Consider the following 25,787-nt stretch of genomic DNA (forward strand, 5'->3'; position numbering starts at 1 on the left):
TGTTCCTGACCTTGGTCTCGCTGGCGGGCCACCGAGGGCTCTATGGGAGGGTGGCGTTTGTTAACCAGTGGAAACAGATTCGAAACACAAACGAGTGTTTTGCGAAATCTGCTCGAAACATGACGTTGGGATAAGCAGCCATCGAATTGGAGCCGGCTGGACCGGCAGAGAGAGGGGATTTTCTTCATGCATACCGCCATTTCCGCCAAGCTCATCAACATCGCCGCCGCGGCGCTGACCGGTGCCGCACTGCTGTTCGGCTCGGGTGCGGCGCATGCCGCCAACAAGATCGTGGCTCGTGTTTCGCTTTCGCAGCAGGTCATGGAAGTCTCTGTCGACGGACGCCCGACCTTCGCCTGGAAGGTTTCTACCGGTGACCGGGCGCATGTGACGCCGACCGGCTCGTTCAAGCCGACGCGCATGCATGAGATGTGGTATTCGAAGAAATACGACAACGCGCCAATGCCGCACTCGGTCTTCTTCAGCGGCGGCTACGCGGTGCATGCGACCTATGCGATCAAGCGTCTCGGCCAGCCGGCTTCGCATGGCTGCGTTCGGCTGCATCCCGACAACGCCGCCGATTTCTACCAGCTCGTCGAAACCTTCGGGGCGACCAACACCAGCATCGTCATCGTCAAGTAGCAGGCTGCGACCGACGGCGTGTCAGCATGCTGCCGCGCCTTGTTCAAGGCTCCCGCCGGAAAACGCTGCGGTATTGAGTACAGCGCAAACCGGCGGTATCGAGCCCAGCCAGAAAGAAAAGAGGCCGGAAATTTCCAGCCTCTTTTCTTTTGTTTCCATCTATTCGGTTTGCGCAGTTCCTGAGGGAAGGCGCTATGCGCTTCTCGCGGGAAAACCGTGAGGTACTTTCTCGGACCTAGCTCGGCAGCGCCGGCATCAGCTTGGGATCCGGTTTCTCGGCCAGATGAGGCAGGTCCTTGCTGGCGATGAAGGTGTAGAACATGGGCACGACGAAGAGCGTGAACATGGTGCCGACCAGGATGCCGGTGAAGATCACCAGGCCCATCGAATAGCGGGCCGCCGCACCAGCGCCGCTGGACGTGATCAGCGGCACCACGCCAAGCGCCATCGCCGCCGTCGTCATCAGGATCGGCCGCAGGCGCACCTTGGCCGAGGCGATGATGGCGTCATGCCGCCGCATGCCATGGATTTCGCGCTGCTGGTTGGCGAACTCGACCAGCAGAATGCCGTGCTTGGTGATCAGACCAATCAGTGTGATCAGGCCGACCTGCGTATAGATGTTAAGCGTTCCGAGGCCCAGATTGAGCGGCACGATGGCGCCGAAGATCGATAACGGCACCGCCATCATGATGATCAGAGGATCGCGGAAGCTTTCGAACTGCGCCGCCAGCACCAGATAGATGACGACAACGGCCGCCGCGAAAGCGATCAGGATGGTGTTGCCCTGTTCCTTTTCCTGTCTCGACTGGCCGGAATAGTCGAGGAAGAACGTGTCGGGCAGGCTCTCCTTGGCGATGTCCTCCAGCGCCTTCAGCCCGTCGCCAGTGGTGACGCCGGGCAGCGGAAGCGCCGAAATCGTCGACGAATTCAGCTGGTTGAACTGCTCGATTGCCGCCGGCGCCGCATTGGTCGAAATCTTGACCACAGCCGATAGCGGCACCATCTCGCCCGTCACACTGCGCACGAAGTATTCGCCGAGCTTATCGGGGTTGTCGCGAAACTCCTGCGGCACCTGCGGGATGATGTCGTAGCTGTTGGAGTCGCGGTCGAATTGCGCCACTTCGGCGCCACCGACCAGTAATGTCAGCGTGCGGCCGATATCGGCGATCGGCAGGTTCAGCGCCGCGGCGCGGTCACGGTCGATGGTCACCGTCACCTCAGGTGCGTCATAGGCCATCGAATTCTGCACGACGATGAAGCGGCCGGAGGCCTGCGCCTTGTTCTTGATCTGCTCGGCGACTTCGTACACTTCCGAGGAAGCCCCGGTCGATCGCACCACCATGGAAATGGGCAGGCCGCCGCCGGAGCCCGGCAGCGTCGGCGGTGCGAAGACGAAGGCCTCGACACCGGCCACTTTGGCGATGCGGGCCGTAATGTCGGCCTGCAGTTCCTTCGAATTGCGCTTGCGTTCCGCCCAGTCCTTGAAGGCATAGCCGACGAAGGCGCTGTTTGTCGTGCCGCCGAAGGCGACGGCCGAGAACTGCGCCCGTGTTTCGGGAATATCCTTCACCAAACCGAGGATCTGGTTGACGTATGTCTCGGTGTAATCGGAGGTCGCATAACGTGGCCCTGTCACAATCGAGAGCAGAAAGCCCTGGTCCTCTTCCGGCGCAAGTTCGCTCGAGGTCTTGGTGAACATGAAGCCGGTGACGCCGACAAGCGCAAGCACGATGATCAGCGTCAATGGGCGATAGTTCAGCGATCCGGTGACGGCGCGTTCATAGACATGCTCGACGCGCGCGAAGGTGCCGTCGACAATGCGCTGGAAACGGCCCGGCGTGCCGGACTTCAGGAGGCGTGCCGACATCATCGGGGTGATGGTGATGGCGATGACGCCCGACAGCACCACCGAGCCGGCGAGTGTGACCGCGAATTCACGGAACAACGCGCCGGTCAGGCCGCCAGTGAAGGCCAGCGGCGCGAACACGGCGGCAAGCGTCATGGTCATGGCAATGATGGCCGACGATATTTCGCGCATACCGCTGAACGCGGCCTGCATCGGCGTCATGTGGTCTTCTTCCATATGGCGATGGATGTTCTCCACCACCACGATGGCGTCGTCGACGACCAGGCCGATCGCCAGCACCATGGCCAGCAACGACAGGAGGTTGATCGAATAGCCCACCGCAAACAAAAGGAAACAGACGCCGATCAGCGACAGCGGGATGGTGACGATAGGCATCATCACCGAACGGAAGGAGCCAAGGAACAGAAGAATGACGACGACGACGATGGCAACCGCCTCGCCTATGGTCTTGAACACCTCGTCGATCGAGGCGCTGATCTGCCCGGTTGCGTCGTAGACGACCTCGATCGTCATGCCTTTCGGCAGCGTCTCCTGAATCTGCGGCACCAGCTTGGTGAGCGCCGCCGCCGTGGTCAGCGGATTGGCCGCCGGCGTCGGGAAGATAGCGAGGAAGGTACCGGGCTTGCCGTTGAAGCTGACCCTGGTGTCGGTGTTCTCGGCGCCGAGTTCGACGCGAGCCACGTCGCGCAGCCGTACCACGTTGCCGTCGGTCGAGCGCAGCGGCAGTTCGGCGAATGCCTCCGGCGTCTGCAATGTCGAGCGAACGGTGATCGACGAGACGACATACTCGTTCTCGGTGTTGCCGGGCGCCGACAGGAAGTTGGAATTGTTGATCGCCGTCAGCAGTTCGGAGGCCGTTACGCCGCGCGCTGCAAGCTTGACCGGATCGATCCAGACGCGCATCGAGTATTCCTGGGCGCCGAAGATCTGCACGTCGGCGACGCCTTCGACCGTTGACATGCGCGGCCTGATGACGCGCTCGATATACTCCGTCAGTTGCTCCTTCGTCATGTTCGGATTCTGCATCGAGATGTACATCATCGCGAACTGCTGTCCGGTGCCCTTGACGATGACAGGGTCCTTCGAGGCGTCGGGCAAGGTGCCGCGCACGCCCTGGACCTTCGACAGCACTTCGGTCAGCGCGACGTCGGGGTTGGAGCCGAGCTTCATCTGCACCGTCACGGTGCTGGAAGACGGGCGGCTCGACGAGGTGACGTAGTCGATGTTTTCGGTCGAGGCGACGGCGCGGGCGATCGGGGCGGAAATGAAGCCCTGGATCAGATCGGCGCTGGCGCCTGGATAGGCCGTCGTGATGGTGATCGCCGTTTCGTCTACCTTCGGATACTGCCGGATCGACAGGTTGAAGATGCCTTGGAAACCCAGGAGCAGGATCATGCAGGCAAGGACCGTCGAAAGGACAGGCCGGCGAATGAAGAGATCGGAAATGCTCATTGCTGGTCGGCCTGTTTGTTCGCCGATTTGTTCGGGTCGATGGTGTTGTCTACAGCGACGGACATGCCGTTGAAGAGGCGATTCTGACCGGCGGTGACGACCTCGTCGCCGGCCTTCAGCCCCTCGACGATCTCGACCATGCCTTGATTGCGTCGGCCGGGCTTGACGAACACCTGCGACAGCACGAGCGCGGGTTTGTCACCTTCCGCCGCGGGCTTGGCCGTATCGGCAGCCTTGTCAGCTGGCTTTGTCTCATCGGCGGCAGGCTTGGCTGCATCAGCCGCTGGCTTCATGGCATCGGCCGGCTTGGCGTCTGCAGGCTTGGCATCAGCCGATTTGTCGGCCGCCGGCGCGGCAGGTTTTTCCTCCGGCTTGGCAGCTTGAGCCGGGGTAGCCTCGGCGGGCTTGGCCGGCTGCACCACGAAGATGAAATCGCCATAGAGGCTTGTCGTCAGTGCTGTCTGCGGCAGCGTTAGCACGTTCTGCTCTTCGGGCAGTTCGACACGCACCTGCACGAACTGGCCAGGGGTCAGCTTGCCGTCGGGATTGGCGACTTCCGCCCTGATGTTCACCAGCCGGCTGGACGAGTCGATCTTCGGGTCGATGCCGCGAATGGCGCCGGCAAACGGCCTGTCTTCGCCGCCGAAACCCAGCCGAACCGTCTGGCCGATCTTGAGCAAGGCGAGTTGCTGTTCGGGAACCGAGAAATCGACCCGCATCGTGTCGAGATCCTGCAGCGTCACCACGGCGGTGCCGGGCGCCAGATACTGGCCGATATCGATCTTCGGAATGCCCACCGTGCCGCCGAAAGGCGCCGTCAGTTGCTTCTGGTCGAGCACGGCCTGCAGCTTGGTGACCTGGGATGCCGAGGCCGAGGCCGCCGCACGCGCCGTGTCCAGCGTCGAGTCGGAACCGACGCCACGCTTCGTTAGTTCGATGGCGCGGGCCAGCGATGTCTGATCGAGCGCGGCTTGCGCTTTCTGGGCTTCGAGATCGGCGCGCTCTACGGCGTCGTCGAGCTGCAGCAGAACCGCATTGTCCGCCACCTTCTGATTGGCATGGAAAAGGATGTCCTTGACGATGCCGGTGGTCTCGACCGTCAGGTCGACACCGCGCACCGCCTTGACCGTACCGATCGCCTCGACGCCCGGCGTCCAGCTCGACGGCTTGGCGATGGTCGTCGACACGGTTGCCGCCGGCGGCTTCATCGAAGCGAAATACTGCTTGATCCCGTTGTCGCGCAGGAAGTTGAAGCCGACGATGCCGCCGACCACGACGACGAGCATGGCCAGAACCAGAACGATGATAACGATACGGAGTATGCGCTTGAACAAGGAAGTCCCCTCAGTCGAAATCCGGCGCGAAGCGCGGACATCGGGACACATATCGACTGTGGGTCCCGATTTCAAATAATGGCGGTCTTACTGTACCGGCTGGACGGTCTTGTCAATTGGGCCTAAGCTTGCGATGGGAGGCGCCATGAGAGCCCAAAGATCGAATTCGCGCGAGAAGATTCTCGCCGCGGCGGCCGATGTCGCACGGGATTCGGGACCCGGTAGCCTGTCGCTGGATGCCGTCGCCAGCCGCGCCGGCGTGTCAAAGGGCGGGCTGCTCTATAACTTCCCGACCAAGGCCAAATTGATGCAGGGGCTGGTCGAAGGCTATCTGCGCGAGTTTGAGCAGGCGCTGGAAGCCGCCCGCTCGAATGACAAGGACGAAAATCCGCTGGCCGTCTACATCAGACTGTCGGCCAACGATTGCGAGGAAAAGCAGCCGTCGGCGTCCTGGATCTTCTCGGCGATCGCTGAGGATCCCGATTTCATGACACCGATAAAGACATTCAAGAGGCAGCTTTTCGAGCGGCTGAAGGGCGAGACGCCGGACCTCAAATCGCTGCTGGTCTGCTACCTGGCCATAGAGGGATTGCGCAGCATGAATCTCTTCGATGCGGATGTGCTGTCGAAAGACGAGCGCGAGCTGCTGGTATCGTCCTTGCTCGATATTGCCAAATAGACGTCGACCACCCCGCTGTGTCGGCCGGGCCTTTCGCGGATGCGGCATTCGCCGGCGTCATACAGGGTTCATCGTGCGGACATAGCGTTCATCCCAGTTCTTTGCTGCAATGCATCTGGAGTGGGACATGGTGGATATAGTTTCTAGCGAGGCGGGCATTCCGAGACCGGATCATCCGCTGGATCAATCGGGCAGCGCCAAGTGGTTCCTGCCGGCCTTCGGCGTGCTGGTGCTGGTCGGCATCGTCTATGTCGGCTACGCGCTCAGCCAGGATCTCGCCGTGGCCAAGACCGTGCCGTGGATCCTGCTCGGCATCGCCTTGCTGATCGCGCTCGGCTTCGAGTTCGTCAACGGCTTCCACGACACCGCCAATGCAGTGGCCACGGTCATCTACACACGCTCGATGCCGGCCGAATTCGCGGTCATGTGGTCGGGCGCCTTCAATTTCCTCGGGGTCCTCACCTCCAGCGGCGCGGTCGCCTTCGGCATCCTGTCGCTGCTGCCGGTGGAACTGATCCTGCAGGTCGGCTCGTCCTCCGGCTTTGCCATGGTGTTCGCACTCCTCGTCGCGGCGATCCTGTGGAATCTCGGCACCTGGTTCCTCGGCCTGCCGGCGTCGAGCTCGCACACCATGGTCGGCTCGATCATCGGCGTTGGTCTCGCCAACCAGTTCATGGCGCCTGCCGGCAGCGCCACCAGCGGCGTCGACTGGTCGCAAGCGACCAATGTCGGCGTGACCTTGCTGGTATCGCCGATCATTGGTTTCTTCGCCGCGGCGATCCTGCTCTATGCGATGAAGCTGCTGGTGCGCAATCCGGCGCTCTACGAGGCACCGAAAGGCAACACACCGCCGCCATGGTGGATCCGTGGCCTGCTGATCTTCACCTGCACCGGCGTCAGCTTCGCGCACGGCTCCAATGACGGACAGAAGGGCATGGGCCTGATCATGCTGATCCTCATCGGCGTCGTGCCGACAGCCTACGCGCTCAACCGTACGCCCGACATCAACTACCTCGAAGCCTACAAGTCGGCTTCGGTCAGCGTCGAGACGGCGCTGGGCAAATATGCCAAGCCCGGCGTCACCGTCACGGATGCCAAGGCAGCCGTCCAGGATGCCGTGCGCACCAGGACCTGGAGCGACCAGACGACGGTTGCTCTGCAGACCTACATCCACAACACGACGGCGGGCCTGCAGCCCTATGCCTCGGTCGAAACGGTGCCGACCGACCTGGTCAGCAACGCCCGCAACGACATCTATCTGATCGGCGAGGCGTTGAAGCTGATCGACAAAAAGAAGCTGCTGCCGATGGAGGCTGCCGACCTGAAAGCGGTCACCGACTATCACAAGGCGGTCGACAATGCGACGAAGTTCATCCCGACCTGGGTGAAGGTCGCCGTCGCCCTGGCGCTCGGCCTCGGCACAATGGTCGGCTGGAAACGCATTGTCGTCACGGTCGGCGAGAAGATCGGCAAGAGTCATTTGACATATGGCCAGGGCGCGGCGGCCGAACTCGTCGCGATGGTAACCATCGGCATGGCCGATCGGCTCGGACTGCCTGTGTCGACGACCCATGTGCTGTCGTCAGGTGTGGCCGGAACGATGGCCGCCAACGGCTCGGGACTGCAATGGTCGACGGTGCGCAATTTGCTGCTTGCCTGGGTGCTGACGCTGCCGTGCTCGATCACCCTCGCCTTCGTGCTGTTTATCGTCTTCCGCCAGGTGTTCTGAGCGGAGCGTATAAGCGTCCAAATAAAGGCAGCGCCGACGATCGGCGCTGCTTTTTTTCTTTATGGCTATTCCGAGCGCTAGCGGGACAGCACCCCCTCTGTCCTGCCGGACATCTCCCCCGCAAGGAGGGAGATCGGATGTCACGCCGGCTTTCGCCAATCACCAATACTGAAAGAGAGGCGCCGGCAGTGGAGCTGCCAATCTCCCCCCTTGCGGGGGAGATGTCCGGCAGGACAGAGGGGGGTGTGAGGGAACTCGGCGTCAGATGATCAATACAGGAGAGGCCTGACCCTTAAGTCGGATCTTCGCGATGCAGATCGTGGATGGCGACGCCGTCGACATTGGTCGGCATGGTCAGCCACTGGCGATGGCGCAAGGTGCGCTGCGTGTCTTCCAGGCCTGTCTCCCAATGCTCGCGCATCGAGGTGCCGGAGAATTCATAGTCCTTGGCGTGACCCTCATAGCCTTTGTGCTGGTAGATCAGGTGCACGATGTTGACAGTGCCGGCGTCCGAATAGTCCTCGATCAGCGCTTCCTCGGCCGGGGTCCGCAACTCCCTAGGCACCCGCTTCAGCGCATCGAGCAGGCGCATCTTGAGACCATGGATGCGTTTGAAATTGTCGGTGTTCTGCCGTGTCCTGCTCGAATACATGATGTCCTTGTGACGCGACAGTACGTCCGGCATGCTGCGCGGCAGCACGCCACGCGCGCTGAACAGGTCGACCTGGAAGACCAGCGAGGAACGGTCCTCTTCCTGGTCGAGCAGATATTGCAGCGGCGTGTTGGAGACGATGCCGCCGTCCCAGTAATATTCGCCTTCGATGCGGATCGACGGGAAGGCGGGCGGCAGCGCGCCGCTGGCCATGATGTGCTCCGGTTCGATGCGGACCTTGTCGGTGTCAAAATAGACGAAGTTGCCGGTCCTGACATTGACCGCGCCGACGCTCAGCCGCTTCTTGCCATCGTTGAGGATGTCGAAGTCGATCAGGCTTTCCAACGTCTCCTTCAATTCCGCGGTGTCGTAGAAACTGGTGGCGCCCTCGGCGCCCGGTTGCTCCATCCACGGATTGGGACTGCGCGGCTTGAAGAAGCCCGGCTGCCCCATGACCATGGTCATCCACGAGCTGGTGCGGTTGCGGATGTCGCGGTAGATGTCGCCCTCGGGCGTATAGGCCCAGATCTTGCGGCCCGAAATCGTCTGCCAGAATTGCTCGAGCCGCTGAAGCCGGCGGCTTGATTCATTGCCGGCGATGATCGCCGCATTGATGGCGCCGATCGACACGCCGGAAAGCCAGCTCGGCTCGCAGCCGGCGTCGGCCAGCGCCTGGTAAACACCGGCCTGATAGGCGCCGAGCGCGCCGCCACCCTGAAACACCAGTGCGATGCGGTCATACTGCGCCGAGATTTCCGCGATGGTGGCAGTGGCCTCCTTCTTGCGATTGCGTTCAAGCACGAATTTTCTCCGGCTGGGTTGCGCTGATTTCGGACAGATTGCGGTCGGCCAGATAGTCGTGAACCACCTCGCCCAGGCCAAGCGTCAGATCGGCGGTGAAGTGGACGGCGGATACGATGTCGAGCACCGGCAGCCGCGCCACGTCGGCCATGACATGCGGCCGCAAATCGAGCGCGGCGGGCGCCGTCCAGGCTTCCTTCAGCGTGATGTCGGTGAGGTGGTAGCGGACCAGTTCGCAAATGCGCGGCGTGCCGTCGACATGCGGGATGATCTTGATCAGGAAATTGGGCGCCGCCAGCGAAGCGAGGACGGAGCCGTGATCGGCGGCCTTGTGCTTGTAGCCCATCGTGCCGGTGGCGCACAGCACGCTGCCATAGTGCAGCGTGCCGACGATCACCTCGCCCTCATGCACGATCTTGGGGTTGGCGAGCTTCTTGGGAAAGCCCCAAAGCTCGCGGCCGCCGGCGATCGGCGCGTCATCGTCGAGATACATCGAATGAACGTAGGCGCCGTGCTCGCCCTTGTAGCGCACGGGGATGACCTGGCCGGTCTCGGTGTAGTCGCCGAAACCGGTCGAGTCAGGCATGCGGATGAACTCGTATTTGACCAGCGGCTCGTCGATTTCCAGCGGCTCCGGCACGACAGCCTCGAGCGCCTCGCGTGTCGTGCGGTAGGTGATGATGACATATTCGCGGTTGAAGAAACGGTACGGGCCGGGCGGAAAGGAGGGGTTGGTCAGCGGCATCGCATAGGCGCGCTTCACGACATCGGCGATTTGCAAGGCGGGTGCCCCATCGGTTCAGGAATGACTGCGCGAATGCGCTTCGGATTATGTTGCACGGCACCATGACAGTGCCGTGTCAGCCGCCTGACAGCCCGTCCAAGAGGCCCGTCGACGCCGTCGCAACCCTGTAATCGCACCGACATATGGCTGTGGCAGTGTCATGGTGCGGCGCACAAAGCCGCCCGTTCATTCCCTCCCACCTCTTGCGAGATCATCATGGGTTTCCTGTCTTCAAAGAACGCCCTCGTGACGGGCTCGACCAGCGGCATTGGCCTGGCCATCGCCCGCGCCTTTGCCGCCGAAGGTGCCAATGTCACCATCAATGGTCTTGGCGATGCGGCTGCGATCGAGCAGGAACGGGCCGGCATCGAGAAGGATTTCGGCGTCAAATGCCGCTACTCCGGTGCCAACATGATGGACGGTGCGGCGGTGAGCGCCATGGTGCATGAGGCCGAGGTCGCGTTCGGCAGTCTCGACATCCTGGTCAACAATGCCGGCATTCAGCATGTCGCGCCGATCGAGGAATTCCCCGACGACAAATGGGAAGCCATCATCCGCATCAACCTGCTCGCCGCGTTCTACGCGATCAAGGCGGCACTGCCGGGTATGAAAGCGCGCAAATGGGGCCGTATCATCAACACCGCCTCGGCGCATGCGCTGGTCGCCTCGCCGTTCAAATCGGCCTATGTGTCGGCCAAGCACGGGATATCAGGCCTGACCAAGACGGTGGCGCTGGAAGCGGCGCTTGACGGCGTCACAGTCAACGCGATCGCGCCGGGCTATGTCTGGACGCCACTGGTCGAAAAGCAGATTCCAGACACGATAAAGGCGCGCGGCCTGACCGAAGAGCAGGTCAAGCACGATGTGCTGCTGGCGGCACAGCCGACGAAAGAATTCGTCACCGTCGACGAGCTTGCCGCGCTGACGCTATTCCTGTGCTCTGATGCGGCCAAGCAGATCACCGGCACGACGTTGCCGATGGACGGCGGCTGGACGGCACAGTAGAGGGTAATCCAAGCGTTCCGTTTGCCGGCTGGTGCCGCCGGGCGCCAGCAGGAAAGCACTTCGGTCAGGGCATGAAAATCATCCAGGTATCGGATCCTCACCTGCTTGCGCCAGGTGGTCTTCTGTACGGCTCAGATCCACTCTCCCGGTTGGAAGCCTGTCTTGCCGATATCGGCACAAACCATGTCGACGCCGAATTGGTGGTGATCTCCGGCGACCTCACCAATGCCGGTGAACGGGCCGCCTACGGCGCGCTGAAAGAAAGACTGGCAGGGTTGGTTCCGCCTTGCCGGCTGATGCTCGGCAACCATGACGATCGGGCGCTGTTTCTTGAGATGTTTCCGGAAGCGGCTGCGGAAACGGGGTTCGTCCAGAGCGTCGTCGACAGCGGCGAGGGGCGCCTGATCTTGCTCGACACGCTGGACAGCGGATATGACGAGGGCAGGCTGTGCGAGGCGCGCCTCGACTGGCTCGACGAGAGGTTACAGGAGGCCCGCGACCAGCCGGTCTTCCTGTTCATGCACCATCCGCCGTTCAGGATTCACATCCCCGAGCTTGACCGTGTCATGCTCGCCGACGCCGATACGTTGCACGATGTTCTGCTGCGCCACGGCAATGTCCGCCACATCTTCGCCGGACATGTCCATCGGCTGATCGCCGGCAGCTGGCGCGGCATTCCGGTCAGCACGCTGCGCAGCACCAATCACCAGACCGCGCTCGATTTCTCGCAGAGCTGGAGTCTGGGTCACGAGCCTCCCGCCTACGCTGTGATCTTCATCGATGCGGATGGCGTGGTCGTGCATTTTCACGATTTTCCGATCGGCGCGGCGGGGTAGCCCGTCGCCGGCCGGCTTCGAGGAACACTGAGTAGGACTTCCCGCGAGAGCCAACATGCCGCCAGTCGCATGCGCCGGCCTATTGCACGGCAGCGCAACAGACTGCACCCTTGCCGAGCCGAACAGCCTCAACCGATGCCCATCCGCGCACTGAGGGCGGCTGCGCGGCATCAGGTTTTCCAGCCTCTTTTTCGTCCCGTCGGACTACGAGGAAGTGTCCAAAACGTACGCGAATTTGGACATTAGTCTTGACAGAAATACAGATGTTCAATACCCGTCAGGCAATCGAACAAGCCTGCAATGTGGGAGGAATAAGCGGTATGGCTTCCAATGTTTCGTTGACGGGTCTTGCCCGCGATCTCGAGGAACGCGCCAAGTCGGGCAAGCCTATCCGCATCGGCCTGATCGGCTCCGGCGAGATGGGAACCGACATCGTCACCCGCGTCGCCCATATGTCGGGCATCGAGATCGGCGCCATTTCCGAACTGAACCTGCCCGCGGCCAGCAAGGCGGTCGACATCGCCTTCCAGGAAACCGGCCATGCGCGCGAGGTCTCGAACGCTTCGGCGATGACGGCGGCGATGGAGGCCGGCAAGGTCGCGGTCACCAATGATGCCAGCCTTGTCATCGACAATGATCTGATCGACGTCGTCATCGACGCCACCGGTGTTCCCGCCGTCGGCGCCGAGATCGGGCTGCGCGCCATGGAACATGGCAAGCATCTGGTGATGATGAATGTCGAGGCCGATGTCACCATCGGCGCCTATCTGAAGAGCGAGGCCGACCGGCTCGGCGTCACCTATTCGCTGGGTGCGGGCGACGAGCCGTCTTCCTGCATGGAGTTGATCGAATTCGTCTCGGCCATGGGGCATCCGATCGTGGCCGCCGGCAAGGGCAAGAACAATCCGCTCAACATCGATGCCATCCCCCCCGATTATGAGGAGGAGGCCAAGCGCCGGCACATGAATGTGCGCATGCTGGTTGAATTCGTCGATGGCTCGAAAACCATGGTCGAGATGGCGGCGATCGCCAACGCCACCGGGCTGGTGCCCGACAAGCCGGGCATGCATGGTCCGGCCGCGACGCTTGGCGAATTGTCCAAGGTGCTGGTGCCGCAGAAGGATGGCGGCGTGCTGTCGAAGGTCGGCGTCGTCGACTATTCGATCGGCAAGGGTGTCGCGCCCGGCGTCTTCGTCGTCGCCGACATGTCGCATCCGCGCATCTCCGAGCGCATGGAAGATCTGAAGATGGGCAAAGGCCCTTACTTCACTTTCCACCGTCCCTATCACCTGACCTCGCTCGAAGTGCCGCTGACCTGCGCCCGCGTCGTGCTCTACGGCAAGGCCGACATGGTGCCGCTGGCCAAACCCGTGGCCGAGGTCTGCGCGGTGGCCAAGAAGGACATGAAGCCCGGCGAGAAGCTCGATGCGATCGGCGAATATTGCTACCGAGCCTGGATCATGACGGCGCCGGAAGCGCATGCCGCCAAGGCCATTCCCTGTGGCCTGCTGCAGGGCGGTTCGGTGATCCAGCCGATCAAGAAGGGCGAGCTCATCACCTACGCAAACGCAGCGCCAATGCCGGGTTCCAAGATAGCCGAGCTGCGCGCCCGCCAGGACAAACTCGTCTACGGGTCCGTGGGAGCCTGATCATGGCCGGAGCCAGCAAAGCCGCCACTGATAGTCGCGCCAACCTGCCCTTCGTCTACCGCCAGTACAGCGCCGAGCAGCTCAGGGAGGTGCTCCACAAGATGTACCTCATCCGCCGCTTCGAAGAGGGCGCGGAAGAATGCTACACGCGCGGCCTCATCCACGGCACCATGCACCTGTCGATCGGCCAGGAAGCCAGCGCCATGGGCATCTGTATGCCGCTTGCCGAGGATGACCAGATCACCTCGACGCATCGAGGCCATGGCCACTGCATCGCCAAGGGCGCCGAGGTCAAGCGCATGTTCGCCGAGTTCTTCGGCAAGACGTCAGGCTACTGCAAGGGCCGTGGCGGCTCGATGCACATCGCCGATGTCGGCAAGGGCAATCTCGGTGCCAACGGCATCGTCGGCGGCGGCATTCCGATCGCCGTCGGGGCAGCGCTTTCCTCCAAGATGATGAAGACCGGCAAGGTCGTGGTCTCCTTCTTCGGCGATGGCGCCAACAATGAAGGCGCTTTCCACGAGGCGCTCAACATGGCGGCGGTCTGGAAGCTGCCTGTCATTTTCGTCTGCGAGAACAACGGCTACGGCATGTCGACATCGACCGCCCGTTCGACCGCCGTCAAGAACATCGCCGAGCGCGCCGCCGCCTATTCGATGCCGGGCGTCATCGTCAACGGCAACATCTTCTCCGAGGTCGCGGAGGCCTCTCATCAGGCTGTCACCCGAGCCCGCGCGGGAGAGGGGCCGACGCTGATCGAATCCAAGACCTATCGCCATCGCGGCCATTCCAAGAGCGACCGCAACCGCTATCGCACCAAGGAGGAGATCGAGGACTGGATGTCGAACCGCGACCCAATCACGCTGTTCGAAAGCGAGCTCAGAGAATTCGGTTTCATCGACGACAAGGCCATCGAGGCCATTCGCGACGCCGTGGCACAAGAGATCGCCGACGGTATCGAGTTCGCCAAGGCGAGCCCGTCTCCGGATATCCGCGACACCGGCAATTATGTCTATACGGAGCAGGCTTGATGGACGCGATGGTGCGTGAACTGAGCTACGCCCAGGCGATCCAGGAAGCCATGGCGATCGCCATGGATATGGACGAACGCGTCTTCCTGATGGGCGAGGATATCGGCGTCTATGGCGGCGCCTTCCAGGTCACCGGCGATCTGGTCGAGCGTTACGGCGCCGAGCGGGTGATCGACACGCCGATTTCGGAGTTGGGCGGTGCGGGCGTCGCGGTCGGTGCCGCTCTCACCGGAATGCGGCCGATCTTCGAATTCCAGTTTTCCGATTTCGCTACGCTGGCCATGGAGCAGATCGTCAACCAGGCGGCGAAGATGCGCTTCATGCTGGGCGGCGAGGTTTCGGTTCCGGTGGTGATGCGCTTTCCCGCCGGTTCCGGCACCGGCGCGGCGGCGCAGCACAGCCAGAGCCTCGAGGCCTGGCTCGGCCATGTGCCAGGCCTGAAAGTCATCCAGCCGGCGACACCCTATGATGCCAAGGGCATGCTTTTGGCGGCGGTCGCCGATCCAGATCCGGTCATGATCTTCGAGCACAAGTTGCTCTACAAGATGAAAGGCCCGGTGCCCGAAGGCTATTACACCGTGCCGATCGGCAAGGCCGATATCCGCCGCGAGGGCCGGGATCTCACCATCGTCGCCACCTCGATCATGGTGCAGAAGGCGCTCGACGCTGCGGCCGCGCTGGAGAGCGAAGGCATAGACATCGAAGTCGTCGATCTCCGAACCATCCGGCCGATGGACAAGCAGACCGTCATCGACAGCGTCAAAAAGACGTCGCGGATGATGTGCGTCTACGAGGCGGTCAAGACGCTGGGCATCGGGGCCGAGGTCAGCGCCATGATCGCCGAGAGCGAGGCATTCGATTACCTTGATGCACCGATCGTGCGGCTGGGCGGTGCGGAGACGCCTATCCCCTACAATCCGGAGCTGGAGAAGGCGACGGTGCCGCAGGTTCCCGACATCATCACCGCCGCGCGCGACCTCGTGAAAGGGGTTCGCTGAAAAATGCCGACCGAAGTCATTCTTCCCAAGGTCGACATGGATATGGCGACCGGACAGATCTCGCGCTGGTTCGCCGAGGAAGGCGCGCACGTCAAGAAAGGCGATGTGCTGTTCGAGATCGAAACCGACAAGGCGGCAATGGAGATCGACGCCCCGGCCAGCGGCGTGCTGCGCGACGTTACTGGCAAGGAGGGTGTCGATATTGCGGTCGGCGCGGCCGTTGCGTGGATTTATGCTGACGGCGAGGCTTATGGGGCCAAGCAGGACGCGGCGCCGATCTCCCCCCTTGAGGGGGAGATGTCGGCGAAGCCGACAGAGGGGGGCGCTGCCCCGCCAACGTCGCATTCTGTCACGCCCCCCTCTGCCCTGCCGGGCATCTCCCCCTCAAGGGGGGAGATCGGCCAATCGCCGTCGGGCGCACGTGCGACACCGCTTGCCCGACGTTTGGCTCGGGAGGTTGGCCTGAACCTCTCGACCGTATCCGGCACAGGCCCATACGGCCGCGTTGTAAAGGCCGATATCGACGCCGCACTTTCCTCCCCCCTTGAGGGGGAGGTGTCCGCGAAGCGGACGGAGGGGGTCGCCTCAGAAGGCACCGCCCAGCCCAGCATTGCCCCGCCGCCGAGTCCAGTCGAGCCGACCCCACCCGACCGGCCTGCGGCCGGCCACCCTCCCCTCAAGGGGGAGGGGGACGTGCTTCGTCTGTTCGAGGAAGGCTCCTATGACCTCATCCCGCATGACAATATGCGCAAGACCATCGCGCGCCGCCTGGTCGAGGCCAAGACCACCATCCCGCATTTCTACCTGACGCTCGACTGCGAGCTCGATGCGCTGTTGGCGCTGCGCACGCAGATCAATGCGGCAGCTCCGGTCAAGAAGACCGACAAGGGTGATGCACCGGCCTACAAGCTGTCGGTCAACGACATGGTGATCAAGGCGATGGCCATGGCGCTGAAGGCGGTGCCGGATGCTAATGCCTCATGGACCGAAAGCGCCATGGTCAAGCACAAGCATGCCGATGTCGGCGTAGCCGTGTCGATCCCCGGTGGGCTGATCACGCCGATCATCCAGCATGCGGACGAAAAGACGCTGTCCACCATTTCCAACGAGATGAAGGATCTGGCCAGCCGTGCCCGCAGCCGCAAGCTGAAGCCGGACGAGTATCAGGGCGGCACCACGGCGGTGTCCAATCTCGGCATGTTCGGCATCAAGGACTTTGCCGCCGTCATCAATCCGCCGCATGCGACGATCCTGGCGGTCGGCGCCGGCGACGAGCGGGCGGTGGTCAAGAATGGCGAGATCAAAATCGCGACTGTGATGTCGGTGACGCTGTCGACCGACCATCGCGCCGTCGACGGTGCGCTGGGTGCTGAACTGCTGGTCGCCTTCAAGCGCCTGATCGAAAACCCGATGGACATGCTCGTGTAGGACCCCCTGCCCGAGACACCGGAGTCTTCGAGTGCCGATGGCAGTTCGGCAACCGTTGCGTCGAAGAATCGCCGACCACCATGAGGCTCGCGGAGCACTGGTTCCGCAGGCCGGCATTGTTGTGCGTGAGCGCATTTCGCGCGAAGCCGTTGCCTGATCGGGCCGGGCACGCGCTGTGTCATCCACCAGTCATATGCGCCGTGCAGGGAGGAAGAGACGGGAGCCGGCCAGGAGCCGGACCGGTCATGCACAGAAAGATAGGAGGTCTCATGAAGACGCACTTCATCAAGCTGCTGGCCAGCCAGCTGGCGCTCGCGGCAACTTTGTTTGCCGGCGCGGCAAACGCCGAAACACTGACGCTCTATACATCACAGCCGGAAGCCGACGCGGCCAAGACCGTGGACGCCTTCAAGAAGGCGCAACCCGGCATCGACGTGACCATCTATCGTTCGGGAACGAGCGACATCCTCACCAAGATGGCGGTCGAATTCGCCGCCGGCAGCCCGCAGGCCGACGTGCTTCTGATCGCCGACGCGGTCAGCATGGAGTTGTTGAAGAAGGACGACCGGCTGCTGCCTTATCCCGAGGCCAAGCTCGATGGCATCGAGGCGGATGCCTATGACGCCGATAAGACCTATTTCGGCAGCAAACTGATCACCACCGGCATCGTCTACAACACCGCTGCGGCCGAAAAGCCGGAGCATTGGGCCGATCTCGCCAAGCCGGCCTATGCTGACGGCCTGGTCATGCCGAGCCCGCTTTATTCGGGTGCGGCCGCCTACCTGCTTTCGGGCTTCGTCGGCGACGCCAATTATGGCTGGGATTTCTTCCAGAAGCTGAAGACCAACAACACCGTCAGCGTGCGCGGCAATGGCGCGGTGCTGAAGTCGGTGGCATCAGGCGAGAAGCCCTATGGCATCCTGGTTGATTTCATGGCCATGAACGCCAAGAAGAAGGGCTCGCCGATCGAGTTCGTGTTCCCCAGCGAAGGCGTGCCGGCGGTGACCGAACCGGTTGCCATCATGAAGACCGCCAAGAATGTCGACGGCGCCAAGAAGTTCGTCGACTTCATTCTCTCGGATGAGGGCCAGAAGTTGGCCCTGTCGATGGGCTATCTGCCGGCGCGTGCTTCGGTCGGCCGCCCCGAATGGCTGCCGGAAGGCGTCAAGGTCAAGCTGATGCCGTTCGACACCAAGGCAATCGTTGCAAAGACCGACGCCGACAAGGCGAAGTTCTCGGAGCTGTTCGGCGGCTGAGCCGGCAATCTCGGCGGGGTGCCGTTTCAACGGCATCCCAGACCGCTTCGGGCGAAACCCGATCGATCCCAGGAAGCGCAATCATGTCAACACGGATCAGGCAAAGCCGGGGCCAGGAAATGGCCCTGACGGCGGCGGTAGCCATCGTCATCGTCCTGCTTTCGCTGCTGCCGATGCTGCGTCTCATCAAGGAGATCGTGGCACCCGGCGGCACGCTGTCGACCGTCGCGATAAAGACCGGGCTCGCCAGCCCGGCGACCTGGATCGCGACCTGGCATACTCTGGTCGTCGGCGTCGGCGGCACCCTGCTTGCGGTGCTGTCGGGGACGCTGGTGGCCGTCCTCATCACGCTGACCGACATTCGTCGCCGCGGCGCCCTGGTGCTTTGCTACGTCATGCCGTTGATGATCGCGCCGCAGGTGACGGCGCTCGCCTGGCTGCAATTGTTCGGCCCGGCAAGCCCGTTCCTCAAGCTGTTCGGCGCGGCACCGCCGCTCGGCACCAAAAACCCGCTCTATTCCACATCGGGCATCATCCTGCTGCTCGGCGTGCAGTATGGCCCGCTGGTCTTCCTGCTGGTGCGCGCCGGCCTGCGCAAGCTGCCGCGCGAACTGGTCGAGGCGGCGCGCGCCGGCGGCGCTGGCTGGTTCACCGTGCTGGTCACCATCGTGCTGCCGCTGATGACGCCGTCGATCATGGCGGCCGCGGCACTCGCCTTCGTGTCCTGCGTCGGCAATTTCGGCATTCCGGCCTTTCTCGGCATTCCGGCCAACTATCTGGTGCTGCCAACGCTGATCTATCAGAAATTGGCTGGTGGCGGTCCTGCCGTGCTGGGCGAAACCGCGTTCCTGTCGGTGCTGATCGGCGTCATTGCCATGGCTGGCATTCTTGCCCAGGAGGTCATGAGCCGCCGCCGCGACTATCGCATCAGTTCCACGTCGCTTTCAGCCGAGCCTTACGAGCTCGGCCGCTGGCGGCCTGCGGTCCAGGCCGGCATGTGGCTGCTGATTATCGTGGTCCTGGTCTTGCCGCTGTTCGGGCTGGTGCTGACATCGCTGGTGCCGGGCTACGGCATTGCGCTCACCGCCAAGACGGCGACGCTCGACAATTACCGCTTCGTGCTGTTCGAGCATGACGCGGCCAGCCGCGCGTTCTTCAACAGCTTCCGGCTGTCGATCGCCGCCGCCTTCTTCGCGGTCATGATCGCCGTGCCAATCGGCTACCTGATCGCCTGGGGCAAACAGCGCTGGGTGCGGCTGCTCAATCTATCGGTCGAACTGCCCTATGCCTTGCCCGGCGTGGTGCTGGCGATCGCCTCGCTGCTGTTGTTCCTGCGGCCGATCCCGCTGACAGGCATCCAACTCTATAACACCGTCTGGATCATCCTCTACGCCTATCTCGCCCGCTTCCTGGTGCTGGCTCTGCGGCCGACCATCAGCGGCTATCACCAGATCGACCGGGCGCTGGAGGAGGCAGCCCAGGTGGCGGGCGCCGGGCTGTTCACGCGCATGCGCACGATTATCCTTCCCTTGGTGGCACCGGCGGCGATCGCCGGCGGCCTTTTGATCTTCATGACGGCGCTCAGCGAACTCACCGTTTCGGCGCTGCTGTGGTCGTCGGGGTCGGAAACGATCGGCGTGGTGATGTTTTCCTTCGAGCAGGGCGGCGATTCCAACTATGCGGCGGCGATGTCCGTCATCACGGTCGCGGTCACCTTCGCGCTGATGCTGGTGACCAATCTGCTTGCCCCCTACCTTCCCAGCGGAGTGCTGCCATGGCGCGATTGAACCTGGACAATGTGACCAAGAGCTTCGCCAATTTCGATGCCGTCAAGGACGTGTCGATCGACGTCGCCGACGGCGAGTTCCTGGCAGTGCTCGGCCCCTCCGGCTGCGGCAAGACGACGTTGCTGCGGCTCGTCGCCGGGTTCGAGAAAGTGACCTCGGGCGAAATCCGCATCGGCAGCGAGGTCGTGTCGGGCAAGGGCGGCAGCGTCGCGCCGGAAAAGCGGCGCGTCGGCATCGTCTTCCAGAACTATGCGCTCTGGCCGCATATGACGGTGGCCGAGAACATCGGCTATTCACTGAAGGTGGCGAAGCTCGACAAGGCCGTCGCGCGCCAGAAGGTCGAAGACGCACTCGCCCTGGTCAATCTGCAAGGGCTGGGCGAGCGCCGACCGGCCAATCTTTCCGGCGGCCAGCGTCAGCGCGTGGCGCTGGCGCGCTGCCTTGTCGCCGCGCCCTCGCTGGTGCTGTTCGATGAGCCGCTCGCCAATCTCGACGTGCATCTGAGGGCCTCGATGGAGGACGAGTTCGCGTCCTTCCACAAACGCACCGGCACGACCATCGTCTACATCACCCATGACCAGGCGGAGGCGATGGCGCTGGCCGATCGTATCGCGGTGATGGACGGCGGACGCCTTGACCAGCTCGCGACGCCGCGCGAACTCTATCATGAGCCGGCAAATGAAATGGTGGCGTCCTTCATTTCGCAAGGCATTTTGCTGCCCGCCGATGTGTTGAGTGCTGAGGAAAGAGGCCACTGCAAGGTCCGGGTTCTCGGGGCTGAACTGGTTGTCCGCTGCCGGCCTGGCGAGCGGCCGAGGGCCGGTGCGAAGATCTGCTGCCGGTCGGCGGATCTCGACGTGTCGCCCGATGGCCCTGGCTTCGATGGCCTGGTCAAGCGGGTGATCTATCAGGGTGGCTCGGCGCGAATCGAATTTACGCCTTCCGCCGGTCCCGGCCTCACCTTGCATTTCGAGCAGCCCGACCCGGTCGTGCTGGAAAGCGGAACCAAGGCGCGTCTGCGGATACGGTCCGGCTGGTTGATCCCGGCGGCGGGGGCGGCATCGTGATGATGCTCGACCTGCTCGGCGGTTTTGGCGAAAAGGGCCGCACAAGCCTCGCTGTCAGCAGCGGCAAAGACCGCATCCTGCTCGACGTCGGCATCAAGGTCGGCGCCTCGGGGGCGGACTACTATCCGGCGCTGGATGGTTCGATCGCCGACATCGACGCGCTGTTCGTCTCGCATGCGCATGAGGATCATGTCGGTGCGCTGAGCTGGCTTCTGGCGCGCGGCTATGCCGGCCCGATCTACATGACGGCCGAGACCCGCGACGAGGCTCCGGCCACGCTTGCCGGCTATGCCGATCCGGAGGATTTAAGGTGGTTCCCTTTCCCCGAAGACCGCATCGAATTGTTCGAACCCGGCGATACGCTGAAGAGCGGCAATCTCTCAATCCGGACGGGACGGTCGGGGCATGTCGTCGGCGGCGTCTGGTTTGCGGTCGACGACGGCGAAAGCCGCGTTGCCTATTCCGCCGATGTGGTGCCGGACAGCAATGTCTTCGTCATGGAAACGATTCCCGAGTGCGATCTTCTTGTTCTCGACGCTTCCTACGGTGCCGATCCGGTGCCGGGGGCGGTCCGGGCGCGCGAAATCTCGCAATGGGTGGCGAGGCATTCAGACGGATGTCTCTTGCCGACGCCGCTCTCAGGGCGGTCGTTGGAACTGATCGCGGCCTTGCCGGGGCCGTTTGCCGTCCATGCCGGCATGCGTTCGTCCCTGGAAGCGCAGATCGGCGCTACGGCAGCCTTGCTGCCAGGCGTTTCCGAGCTCCTGCTTACCCGCTTGCAGGATGCCGCCGACTGGACCGATGCCGATTCCCTGCCGTCCATGCCGTTGCTGGCGGATGACGGCATGGGTGAGGCCGGCCCATCGTCGCGCCTCTTGCCGCGTGCCGACCAGGCTGGTTTTCCGGTGCTGCTCACAGGGCATCTGCCGTCAGGCTCCCCGGGCGATCTGCTGCACAAGGCCGGGCGGGCGGACTGGGTGCGCATGCCGACCCATCCGACACTGCCGGGCAATGTCGATATCTGGGAGAAGGCCGGGCGTCCCGCGGCACTCGGCCACTCCTGCGCGGCCGAGCTTCTCGGCGATCTGCAGAACCACATCCCGTCGCTGCGCACGCAATGCCGCACCGGCCAGCGCATCACCGTGCCGGAGGCAAGAAAGCCATGAGAATTCTGATCTGCAACGATGACGGCATCGAAGCACCGGGGCTTGCTCGTCTCGTCAACGCTGCCAGTGTGTTGAGCGACGATGTCTGGGTGGTCGCGCCCGACGGCAAGCGCACCGCTGCCGGCTCGTCATTGACGATCGCCAGGCCCTTGACGATGCGGCGCGTCGAACCGAACTGGTACTCCTGTTCCGGCACACCGGCAGATTGCGTGGTGAGCGCGATGACGTGGCTGTTTGCCGATGCGCAGAAACCGGATCTGGTGCTGTCGGGCGTCAATGATGGCCGCAATGTTGCGGAAGACCTTGCTTATTCCGGCACGCTCGGCATTGCGCGGGAGGCGACTTTCTGGAGTCTGCCGGCCATCGGCTTCTCGCGCGTGAAAAATCCCGATTTCACCGGCGGCGACGACCAATGGCTTGGTGCGCTGATCGCGTCCCTGTGGCGATCGCGCGTCGACTGGGGGGCGGAGGGGCATTGGCTCAGCGTCAATCTACCCACCGCGCTGCCGGCCGAAATCCGCCAGCCGCGCGTCGGCCGCGACAAAATCGCCCGCACGGCCGAGATCGTGGAGAGCGATGGCGAGCGCACGGTCATCACCATTCCCCGAGGCCGCGCCCATGCGAGCCAGCCGGGTGACGAGAATGAGGCGATCGATGCCGGCTTCGTCAGCATCAACCGGCTGAACTGGTTTGGCGAAACGCGGCTGGACGAACGGTTTCTGGATGGGATTTCGAGCCAACGGCAAACTGGCTGATCTCAGATTTTGAATCGATCGTAGAGTTGGTTGAGTCGCACCGTGCCTGACTGGCGCTGCTCTGCGCATCGTCATCCGATCAGCAACCTGTCAGTGGTTAAATTAAGCCAATCCACTACCTATGCTTGAAGCCGCCGCTATTTCATTCCACATCGATCAGTATGAAGAGCGAGACAGGAGAACGGCGGCGGCATCTGCTGTGGGCTTTGCCCGCATCGCTGGTCCTGCATGCGCTCATCGCGGCGTTCCTGGTCTATGGCCTGCCGGTGCCTCCCCAGCAGCCGCAGGAGGAGCAGCCTGTCAATGTCGCGCTCGTGCCTCCGCCCGATCAGCCGAAACCGAAACCTGCTCCTGCGCCGCCGCCAAAGAAAGCCGAAAAGCCGCCGGAACCGAAGGTTGAAAAACCGCCCGAGCAGAGAGTTGAAAAACCACCTCCGCCGGAAAAGCAGGCTCAGAAATCTCCGCCAATCGAAGTCCTGAAGCCTGTTTTTCAGTTCGGCGAGAAGGACGCCGGCCCGAGGAAATCCCTGGATGGGGCCAGCGCTCAGGACAGCTCGCCGTCGCCGGCCAAGGATGACACGTCGAAGCCGCCTGCTGAGCCGAAGCAGGCAGAGAACAAATCGGCCGAGCTCACACCGGATGCGGAGAAGCAGGCAACTTCAACCGAGGAGATGGATAAACAGCAGGCAGACAAACAAAAGCCGGAAGCGCACAACGCCGACAAACAAGAGCCGGAAGCGTCACCAGCGCCATTGGCTGCGGACGAAGGTGAGATCGAGCTTCCGATGTCAGCAGAAGCGCCGAAGCCTAAACCTGCAAATGCGCCGAAATCCGGCCCTTCAAAGGTGTCCAAATCTGGAAGCGGGAGCGCCGGGAATCCAAGCTCGACGGACGTGGCCATTGCTAAATCGCGGCTATATTCGGGCCTCCCGGGCGTCCGCAAGCTTTACTCGCAGGGCGCTACCGGCGATGCATTGGCCGCGACCTCGATGGCCGGTGTGCCTCGCGGCAAGCGGGCTGCCCAACTTTGCGCCAGCGCATTGCAGCAGCAATTGCTGGACGCCTCCTATTTTCCCGAGTTGATCCCGAGTGTTCCGCTGAAGGCCGGCAATATCCTCGACGCCCCGGACGTAGCTTTCCGCACCACAACCACATGGTACCATCTGGGTTTCCGGTGCGAGGTCGACACCGATGCGACCAGGGTGTTGTCCTTCAATTTCCGTGTCGGGCCTGTGATACCACCCGACCAATGGGTCCGCCTTGGGCTGCCTGTTCGCTAAGAGCCTAGGCGGGGACGCCGAGCCCGGCCAATTGCCGGCTAACGTCATGCCAGTCGGCGCAGACGAAATCGGCACCGGCCGCTGTCAGCCGCGCGCTGTGCCCGGCATAGGTGTGGCCGCCACCGATGTAGCCGATCGCCGTCATGCCGGCGGCGACCGCGCCCTGGATGCCGAAGGGCGAATCCTCGACCACGATGCAGTCGGCGGGGTTGGCGTCCATTTTCTCGGCGGCGAACAGGAAGATGTCCGGCGCCGGCTTGCCGTTCTTGACCATCGAGGAGCTGTAGATCGCATCGTCGAAGAATCGCGCCAGCCCGGTCACGGCCAGGCTGTGGTTTATGCGCTCGACGGAGGATGACGAGGCAACGCAGCGGTCGCCGGCAAGTGCCTGCAGAAATGCGGTAATTCCCGGTGTCGGCTTCAACTCCTCGGAGAACAGCACCTTGGTCTCGGCCCAGATGTCGCCGTCCGCCACCGCTGGAAACTGGTGGCCGGTCAATTCCTTGATCTTGGCGATGATGTCGGACTGCTTCATGCCGATGCATTGGGCGATGATGCCGCCATGAACGCCGGGCATGCCGTGCTTTTCGTAGACGCGCTCGTAGGCGCGGGCGGCCAGCGGCTCGCTGTCGACAAGAACGCCGTCGCAATCGAAAATGATAGGTCTTGATCGCGCCACGCGCTTGCCTCCCGAGTCAATTTCGCACATCGCTATCGTCAAAAAATCAAATGTTCAATAGCGGGGTGTTGGCGCGCAAAGCCGGCGGGCTCAAAGCTGGCGCAATGCGTCGCTCGCGCGCGTGGACCCGAGCGCCCTTTGCATGGCTTGCCGGGACTGCGCGCGATCCGGCGTGATCCAGTTCGGTTCGGCGCCGAGGAAGCGGTCGAGGAAGGCCACGGCATAGGCCGGCATCTCGGTCACATTCTCGCGATAGGACCACCAGGTGCGCAAATCGTCGGCGCATTTATCGATGCCCGGTGCCGTGCCGAATTCCTGCTCGTGGATCGCCGAAATCACCGAGACGCAGTAGTTGGTGTAGAGGAAACCCTCCGGCCAGAAGCGGACGATTTCCAGCGTGCCGGCATTCGCATCCGTCTCGATCAGCTGCGTGAGGCCGGAGATTTCCCTTGCCGGCGCCTGTTTGATCAGTTCGCGCAGCACGAGGCCGGCGGCAAAGACGATGAAGTCGGCGCGGTCGATCGCGGCGAAGCGTTTTTGCGCCTCCATGACCTCGACCCAGTCGAGAAAGGCCCTGGTGAGCTTCGCCTCGTCGATCTCGAAGCGCACGCCGAACGTGTCCGAGACCACCCTGGCGCTGCCGCGAAAGGTGGCGCGGAACCAGCGCAACTGCCGCAACCGATGGCGGAGGTCGGGCATCAAGGCCAGTTCGTCCCTGAAGGGCAGCTCCATGTTCCTCGTATCCTGTTTCCCGGTCAGGCTAGCACAACGGCGCCGCCGCCGAAATCTGTCAGCGTCCTGTGGATGACGGCAGCCAAGGCTAATATCATACATATTGACATTCTCGGAAACAAATGTTCTCACTTTGCTGTTGGCACGCGTCAGTCCAAGGTGCGGTCCAACTGAGGCT

At 62.8% G+C, this 25,787-nt stretch carries 21 protein-coding genes; 15 read left to right on the forward strand and 6 right to left on the reverse strand.

Going from position 1 to position 25,787, the window contains the following annotated elements; all coding sequences use genetic code 11:
• Nucleotides 1-186: 186 nt before the first annotated feature.
• On the forward strand, nt 187-642 hold the full coding sequence (locus ACSQ3L_RS07555; RefSeq protein ID WP_436159371.1) for a L,D-transpeptidase: 456 nt from the start codon (nt 187-189) through the stop codon (nt 640-642).
• Nucleotides 643-877: 235 nt separating this feature from the next.
• On the opposite strand, the gene ACSQ3L_RS07560 is transcribed toward ACSQ3L_RS07555, so the two are convergent.
• Nucleotides 878-3,961, reverse strand: coding sequence for an efflux RND transporter permease subunit (locus ACSQ3L_RS07560; RefSeq protein ID WP_436159372.1), 3,084 nt, complete (start codon nt 3,959-3,961; stop codon nt 878-880).
• Nucleotides 3,958-5,295, reverse strand: coding sequence for an efflux RND transporter periplasmic adaptor subunit (locus ACSQ3L_RS07565; protein ID WP_436159373.1), 1,338 nt, complete (start codon nt 5,293-5,295; stop codon nt 3,958-3,960). The genes ACSQ3L_RS07560 and ACSQ3L_RS07565 overlap by 4 nt, the downstream gene beginning before the upstream one ends.
• Nucleotides 5,296-5,440: 145 nt before the next feature.
• On the opposite strand from ACSQ3L_RS07565, the gene ACSQ3L_RS07570 reads away from it, so the two are divergent.
• Nucleotides 5,441-5,974 (forward strand): TetR/AcrR family transcriptional regulator, encoded by a 534-nt coding sequence (locus ACSQ3L_RS07570; RefSeq protein WP_436159374.1) that lies wholly within the window; start codon nt 5,441-5,443, stop codon nt 5,972-5,974.
• Nucleotides 5,975-6,101: 127 nt separating this feature from the next.
• Entirely contained in the window at nt 6,102-7,703 is a 1,602-nt protein-coding gene (locus ACSQ3L_RS07575) for an inorganic phosphate transporter (RefSeq protein WP_436159375.1), read from the forward strand.
• 292 nt (nt 7,704-7,995) lie between these two features.
• Here ACSQ3L_RS07575 and ACSQ3L_RS07580 read toward each other — a convergent pair whose 3' ends face one another.
• Nucleotides 7,996-9,156 (reverse strand): patatin-like phospholipase family protein, encoded by a 1,161-nt coding sequence (locus ACSQ3L_RS07580; protein WP_436159376.1) that lies wholly within the window; start codon nt 9,154-9,156, stop codon nt 7,996-7,998.
• Nucleotides 9,149-9,937, reverse strand: coding sequence for an acetoacetate decarboxylase (locus tag ACSQ3L_RS07585; RefSeq protein WP_436159377.1), 789 nt, complete (start codon nt 9,935-9,937; stop codon nt 9,149-9,151). The genes ACSQ3L_RS07580 and ACSQ3L_RS07585 overlap by 8 nt, the downstream gene beginning before the upstream one ends.
• Before the next feature lie 219 nt (nt 9,938-10,156).
• Here ACSQ3L_RS07585 and ACSQ3L_RS07590 point away from each other — a divergent pair, with 219 nt between their 5' ends.
• From ACSQ3L_RS07590 to ACSQ3L_RS07645, 12 genes are all read left to right on the forward strand, one after another.
• Nucleotides 10,157-10,945 (forward strand): 3-hydroxybutyrate dehydrogenase, encoded by a 789-nt coding sequence (locus tag ACSQ3L_RS07590; protein ID WP_436159378.1) that lies wholly within the window; start codon nt 10,157-10,159, stop codon nt 10,943-10,945.
• Between the two features lie 71 nt (nt 10,946-11,016).
• Nucleotides 11,017-11,781, forward strand: coding sequence for a phosphodiesterase (locus ACSQ3L_RS07595; RefSeq protein ID WP_436159379.1), 765 nt, complete (start codon nt 11,017-11,019; stop codon nt 11,779-11,781).
• 320 nt (nt 11,782-12,101) lie between these two features.
• Nucleotides 12,102-13,430 (forward strand): NAD(P)H-dependent oxidoreductase, encoded by a 1,329-nt coding sequence (locus ACSQ3L_RS07600; RefSeq protein ID WP_436159380.1) that lies wholly within the window; start codon nt 12,102-12,104, stop codon nt 13,428-13,430.
• A 2-nt stretch (nt 13,431-13,432) separates the two neighbouring features.
• Nucleotides 13,433-14,461 (forward strand): thiamine pyrophosphate-dependent dehydrogenase E1 component subunit alpha, encoded by a 1,029-nt coding sequence (locus ACSQ3L_RS07605; RefSeq protein ID WP_436159381.1) that lies wholly within the window; start codon nt 13,433-13,435, stop codon nt 14,459-14,461.
• The gene (locus ACSQ3L_RS07610; RefSeq protein WP_436159382.1) at nt 14,461-15,459 is read left to right on the forward strand and encodes an alpha-ketoacid dehydrogenase subunit beta; all 999 of its coding nucleotides are present in this window, start codon (nt 14,461-14,463) and stop codon (nt 15,457-15,459) included. The genes ACSQ3L_RS07605 and ACSQ3L_RS07610 overlap by 1 nt, the downstream gene beginning before the upstream one ends.
• A 3-nt stretch (nt 15,460-15,462) precedes the next feature.
• On the forward strand, nt 15,463-16,887 hold the full coding sequence (locus ACSQ3L_RS07615; RefSeq protein WP_436159383.1) for a pyruvate dehydrogenase complex dihydrolipoamide acetyltransferase: 1,425 nt from the start codon (nt 15,463-15,465) through the stop codon (nt 16,885-16,887).
• Between the two features lie 269 nt (nt 16,888-17,156).
• The gene (locus tag ACSQ3L_RS07620; RefSeq protein WP_436159384.1) at nt 17,157-18,143 is read left to right on the forward strand and encodes an ABC transporter substrate-binding protein; all 987 of its coding nucleotides are present in this window, start codon (nt 17,157-17,159) and stop codon (nt 18,141-18,143) included.
• Between the two features lie 83 nt (nt 18,144-18,226).
• Entirely contained in the window at nt 18,227-19,930 is a 1,704-nt protein-coding gene (locus ACSQ3L_RS07625; RefSeq protein ID WP_436159385.1) for an ABC transporter permease, read from the forward strand.
• On the forward strand, nt 19,918-20,997 hold the full coding sequence (locus ACSQ3L_RS07630; protein WP_436159386.1) for an ABC transporter ATP-binding protein: 1,080 nt from the start codon (nt 19,918-19,920) through the stop codon (nt 20,995-20,997). Before ACSQ3L_RS07625 ends, ACSQ3L_RS07630 begins: the two co-directional genes overlap by 13 nt.
• Nucleotides 20,997-22,163, forward strand: coding sequence for an MBL fold metallo-hydrolase (locus ACSQ3L_RS07635; RefSeq protein ID WP_436163392.1), 1,167 nt, complete (start codon nt 20,997-20,999; stop codon nt 22,161-22,163). The genes ACSQ3L_RS07630 and ACSQ3L_RS07635 overlap by 1 nt, the downstream gene beginning before the upstream one ends.
• Nucleotides 22,160-22,918: a 5'/3'-nucleotidase SurE gene (locus tag ACSQ3L_RS07640; RefSeq protein WP_436159387.1), complete on the forward strand. Its 759-nt coding sequence runs from the start codon at nt 22,160-22,162 to the stop codon at nt 22,916-22,918. Before ACSQ3L_RS07635 ends, ACSQ3L_RS07640 begins: the two co-directional genes overlap by 4 nt.
• A gap of 161 nt (nt 22,919-23,079) precedes the next feature.
• Nucleotides 23,080-24,198, forward strand: coding sequence for a DUF930 domain-containing protein (locus tag ACSQ3L_RS07645; protein WP_436159388.1), 1,119 nt, complete (start codon nt 23,080-23,082; stop codon nt 24,196-24,198).
• A 4-nt stretch (nt 24,199-24,202) separates the two neighbouring features.
• Here ACSQ3L_RS07645 and ACSQ3L_RS07650 read toward each other — a convergent pair whose 3' ends face one another.
• A complete protein-coding gene (locus ACSQ3L_RS07650) occupies nt 24,203-24,877 on the reverse strand; it encodes an HAD family hydrolase (RefSeq protein ID WP_436159389.1) in 675 nt (224 codons plus the stop codon).
• Between the two features lie 90 nt (nt 24,878-24,967).
• Nucleotides 24,968-25,609 (reverse strand): hypothetical protein, encoded by a 642-nt coding sequence (locus tag ACSQ3L_RS07655; RefSeq protein ID WP_436159390.1) that lies wholly within the window; start codon nt 25,607-25,609, stop codon nt 24,968-24,970.
• Between the last annotated feature and the right edge of the window lie 178 nt (nt 25,610-25,787).

Source organism: Mesorhizobium sp. LjRoot246 (assembly GCF_964254115.1).
Lineage (GTDB): Bacteria > Pseudomonadota > Alphaproteobacteria > Rhizobiales > Rhizobiaceae > Mesorhizobium.

What these genes read in the sequence shown, in the direction of transcription:
- ACSQ3L_RS07555 (WP_436159371.1), top strand. Translation starts at nt 187, where the DNA reads ATGCATACCGCCATTTCCGCCAAGCTCATCAACATCGCCGCCGCGGCG.
- ACSQ3L_RS07625 (WP_436159385.1), top strand. Translation starts at nt 18,227, where the DNA reads ATGTCAACACGGATCAGGCAAAGCCGGGGCCAGGAAATGGCCCTGACG.
- ACSQ3L_RS07630 (WP_436159386.1), top strand. Translation starts at nt 19,918, where the DNA reads ATGGCGCGATTGAACCTGGACAATGTGACCAAGAGCTTCGCCAATTTC.
- ACSQ3L_RS07615 (WP_436159383.1), top strand. Translation starts at nt 15,463, where the DNA reads ATGCCGACCGAAGTCATTCTTCCCAAGGTCGACATGGATATGGCGACC.
- ACSQ3L_RS07620 (WP_436159384.1), top strand. Translation starts at nt 17,157, where the DNA reads ATGAAGACGCACTTCATCAAGCTGCTGGCCAGCCAGCTGGCGCTCGCG.
- ACSQ3L_RS07560 (WP_436159372.1), bottom strand. Translation starts at nt 3,961, where the DNA reads ATGAGCATTTCCGATCTCTTCATTCGCCGGCCTGTCCTTTCGACGGTC.
- ACSQ3L_RS07640 (WP_436159387.1), top strand. Translation starts at nt 22,160, where the DNA reads ATGAGAATTCTGATCTGCAACGATGACGGCATCGAAGCACCGGGGCTT.
- ACSQ3L_RS07570 (WP_436159374.1), top strand. Translation starts at nt 5,441, where the DNA reads ATGAGAGCCCAAAGATCGAATTCGCGCGAGAAGATTCTCGCCGCGGCG.
- ACSQ3L_RS07645 (WP_436159388.1), top strand. Translation starts at nt 23,080, where the DNA reads ATGAAGAGCGAGACAGGAGAACGGCGGCGGCATCTGCTGTGGGCTTTG.
- ACSQ3L_RS07600 (WP_436159380.1), top strand. Translation starts at nt 12,102, where the DNA reads ATGGCTTCCAATGTTTCGTTGACGGGTCTTGCCCGCGATCTCGAGGAA.
- ACSQ3L_RS07605 (WP_436159381.1), top strand. Translation starts at nt 13,433, where the DNA reads ATGGCCGGAGCCAGCAAAGCCGCCACTGATAGTCGCGCCAACCTGCCC.
- ACSQ3L_RS07635 (WP_436163392.1), top strand. Translation starts at nt 20,997, where the DNA reads ATGATGCTCGACCTGCTCGGCGGTTTTGGCGAAAAGGGCCGCACAAGC.
- ACSQ3L_RS07590 (WP_436159378.1), top strand. Translation starts at nt 10,157, where the DNA reads ATGGGTTTCCTGTCTTCAAAGAACGCCCTCGTGACGGGCTCGACCAGC.
- ACSQ3L_RS07655 (WP_436159390.1), bottom strand. Translation starts at nt 25,609, where the DNA reads ATGGAGCTGCCCTTCAGGGACGAACTGGCCTTGATGCCCGACCTCCGC.
- ACSQ3L_RS07595 (WP_436159379.1), top strand. Translation starts at nt 11,017, where the DNA reads ATGAAAATCATCCAGGTATCGGATCCTCACCTGCTTGCGCCAGGTGGT.
- ACSQ3L_RS07610 (WP_436159382.1), top strand. Translation starts at nt 14,461, where the DNA reads ATGGACGCGATGGTGCGTGAACTGAGCTACGCCCAGGCGATCCAGGAA.
- ACSQ3L_RS07575 (WP_436159375.1), top strand. Translation starts at nt 6,102, where the DNA reads ATGGTGGATATAGTTTCTAGCGAGGCGGGCATTCCGAGACCGGATCAT.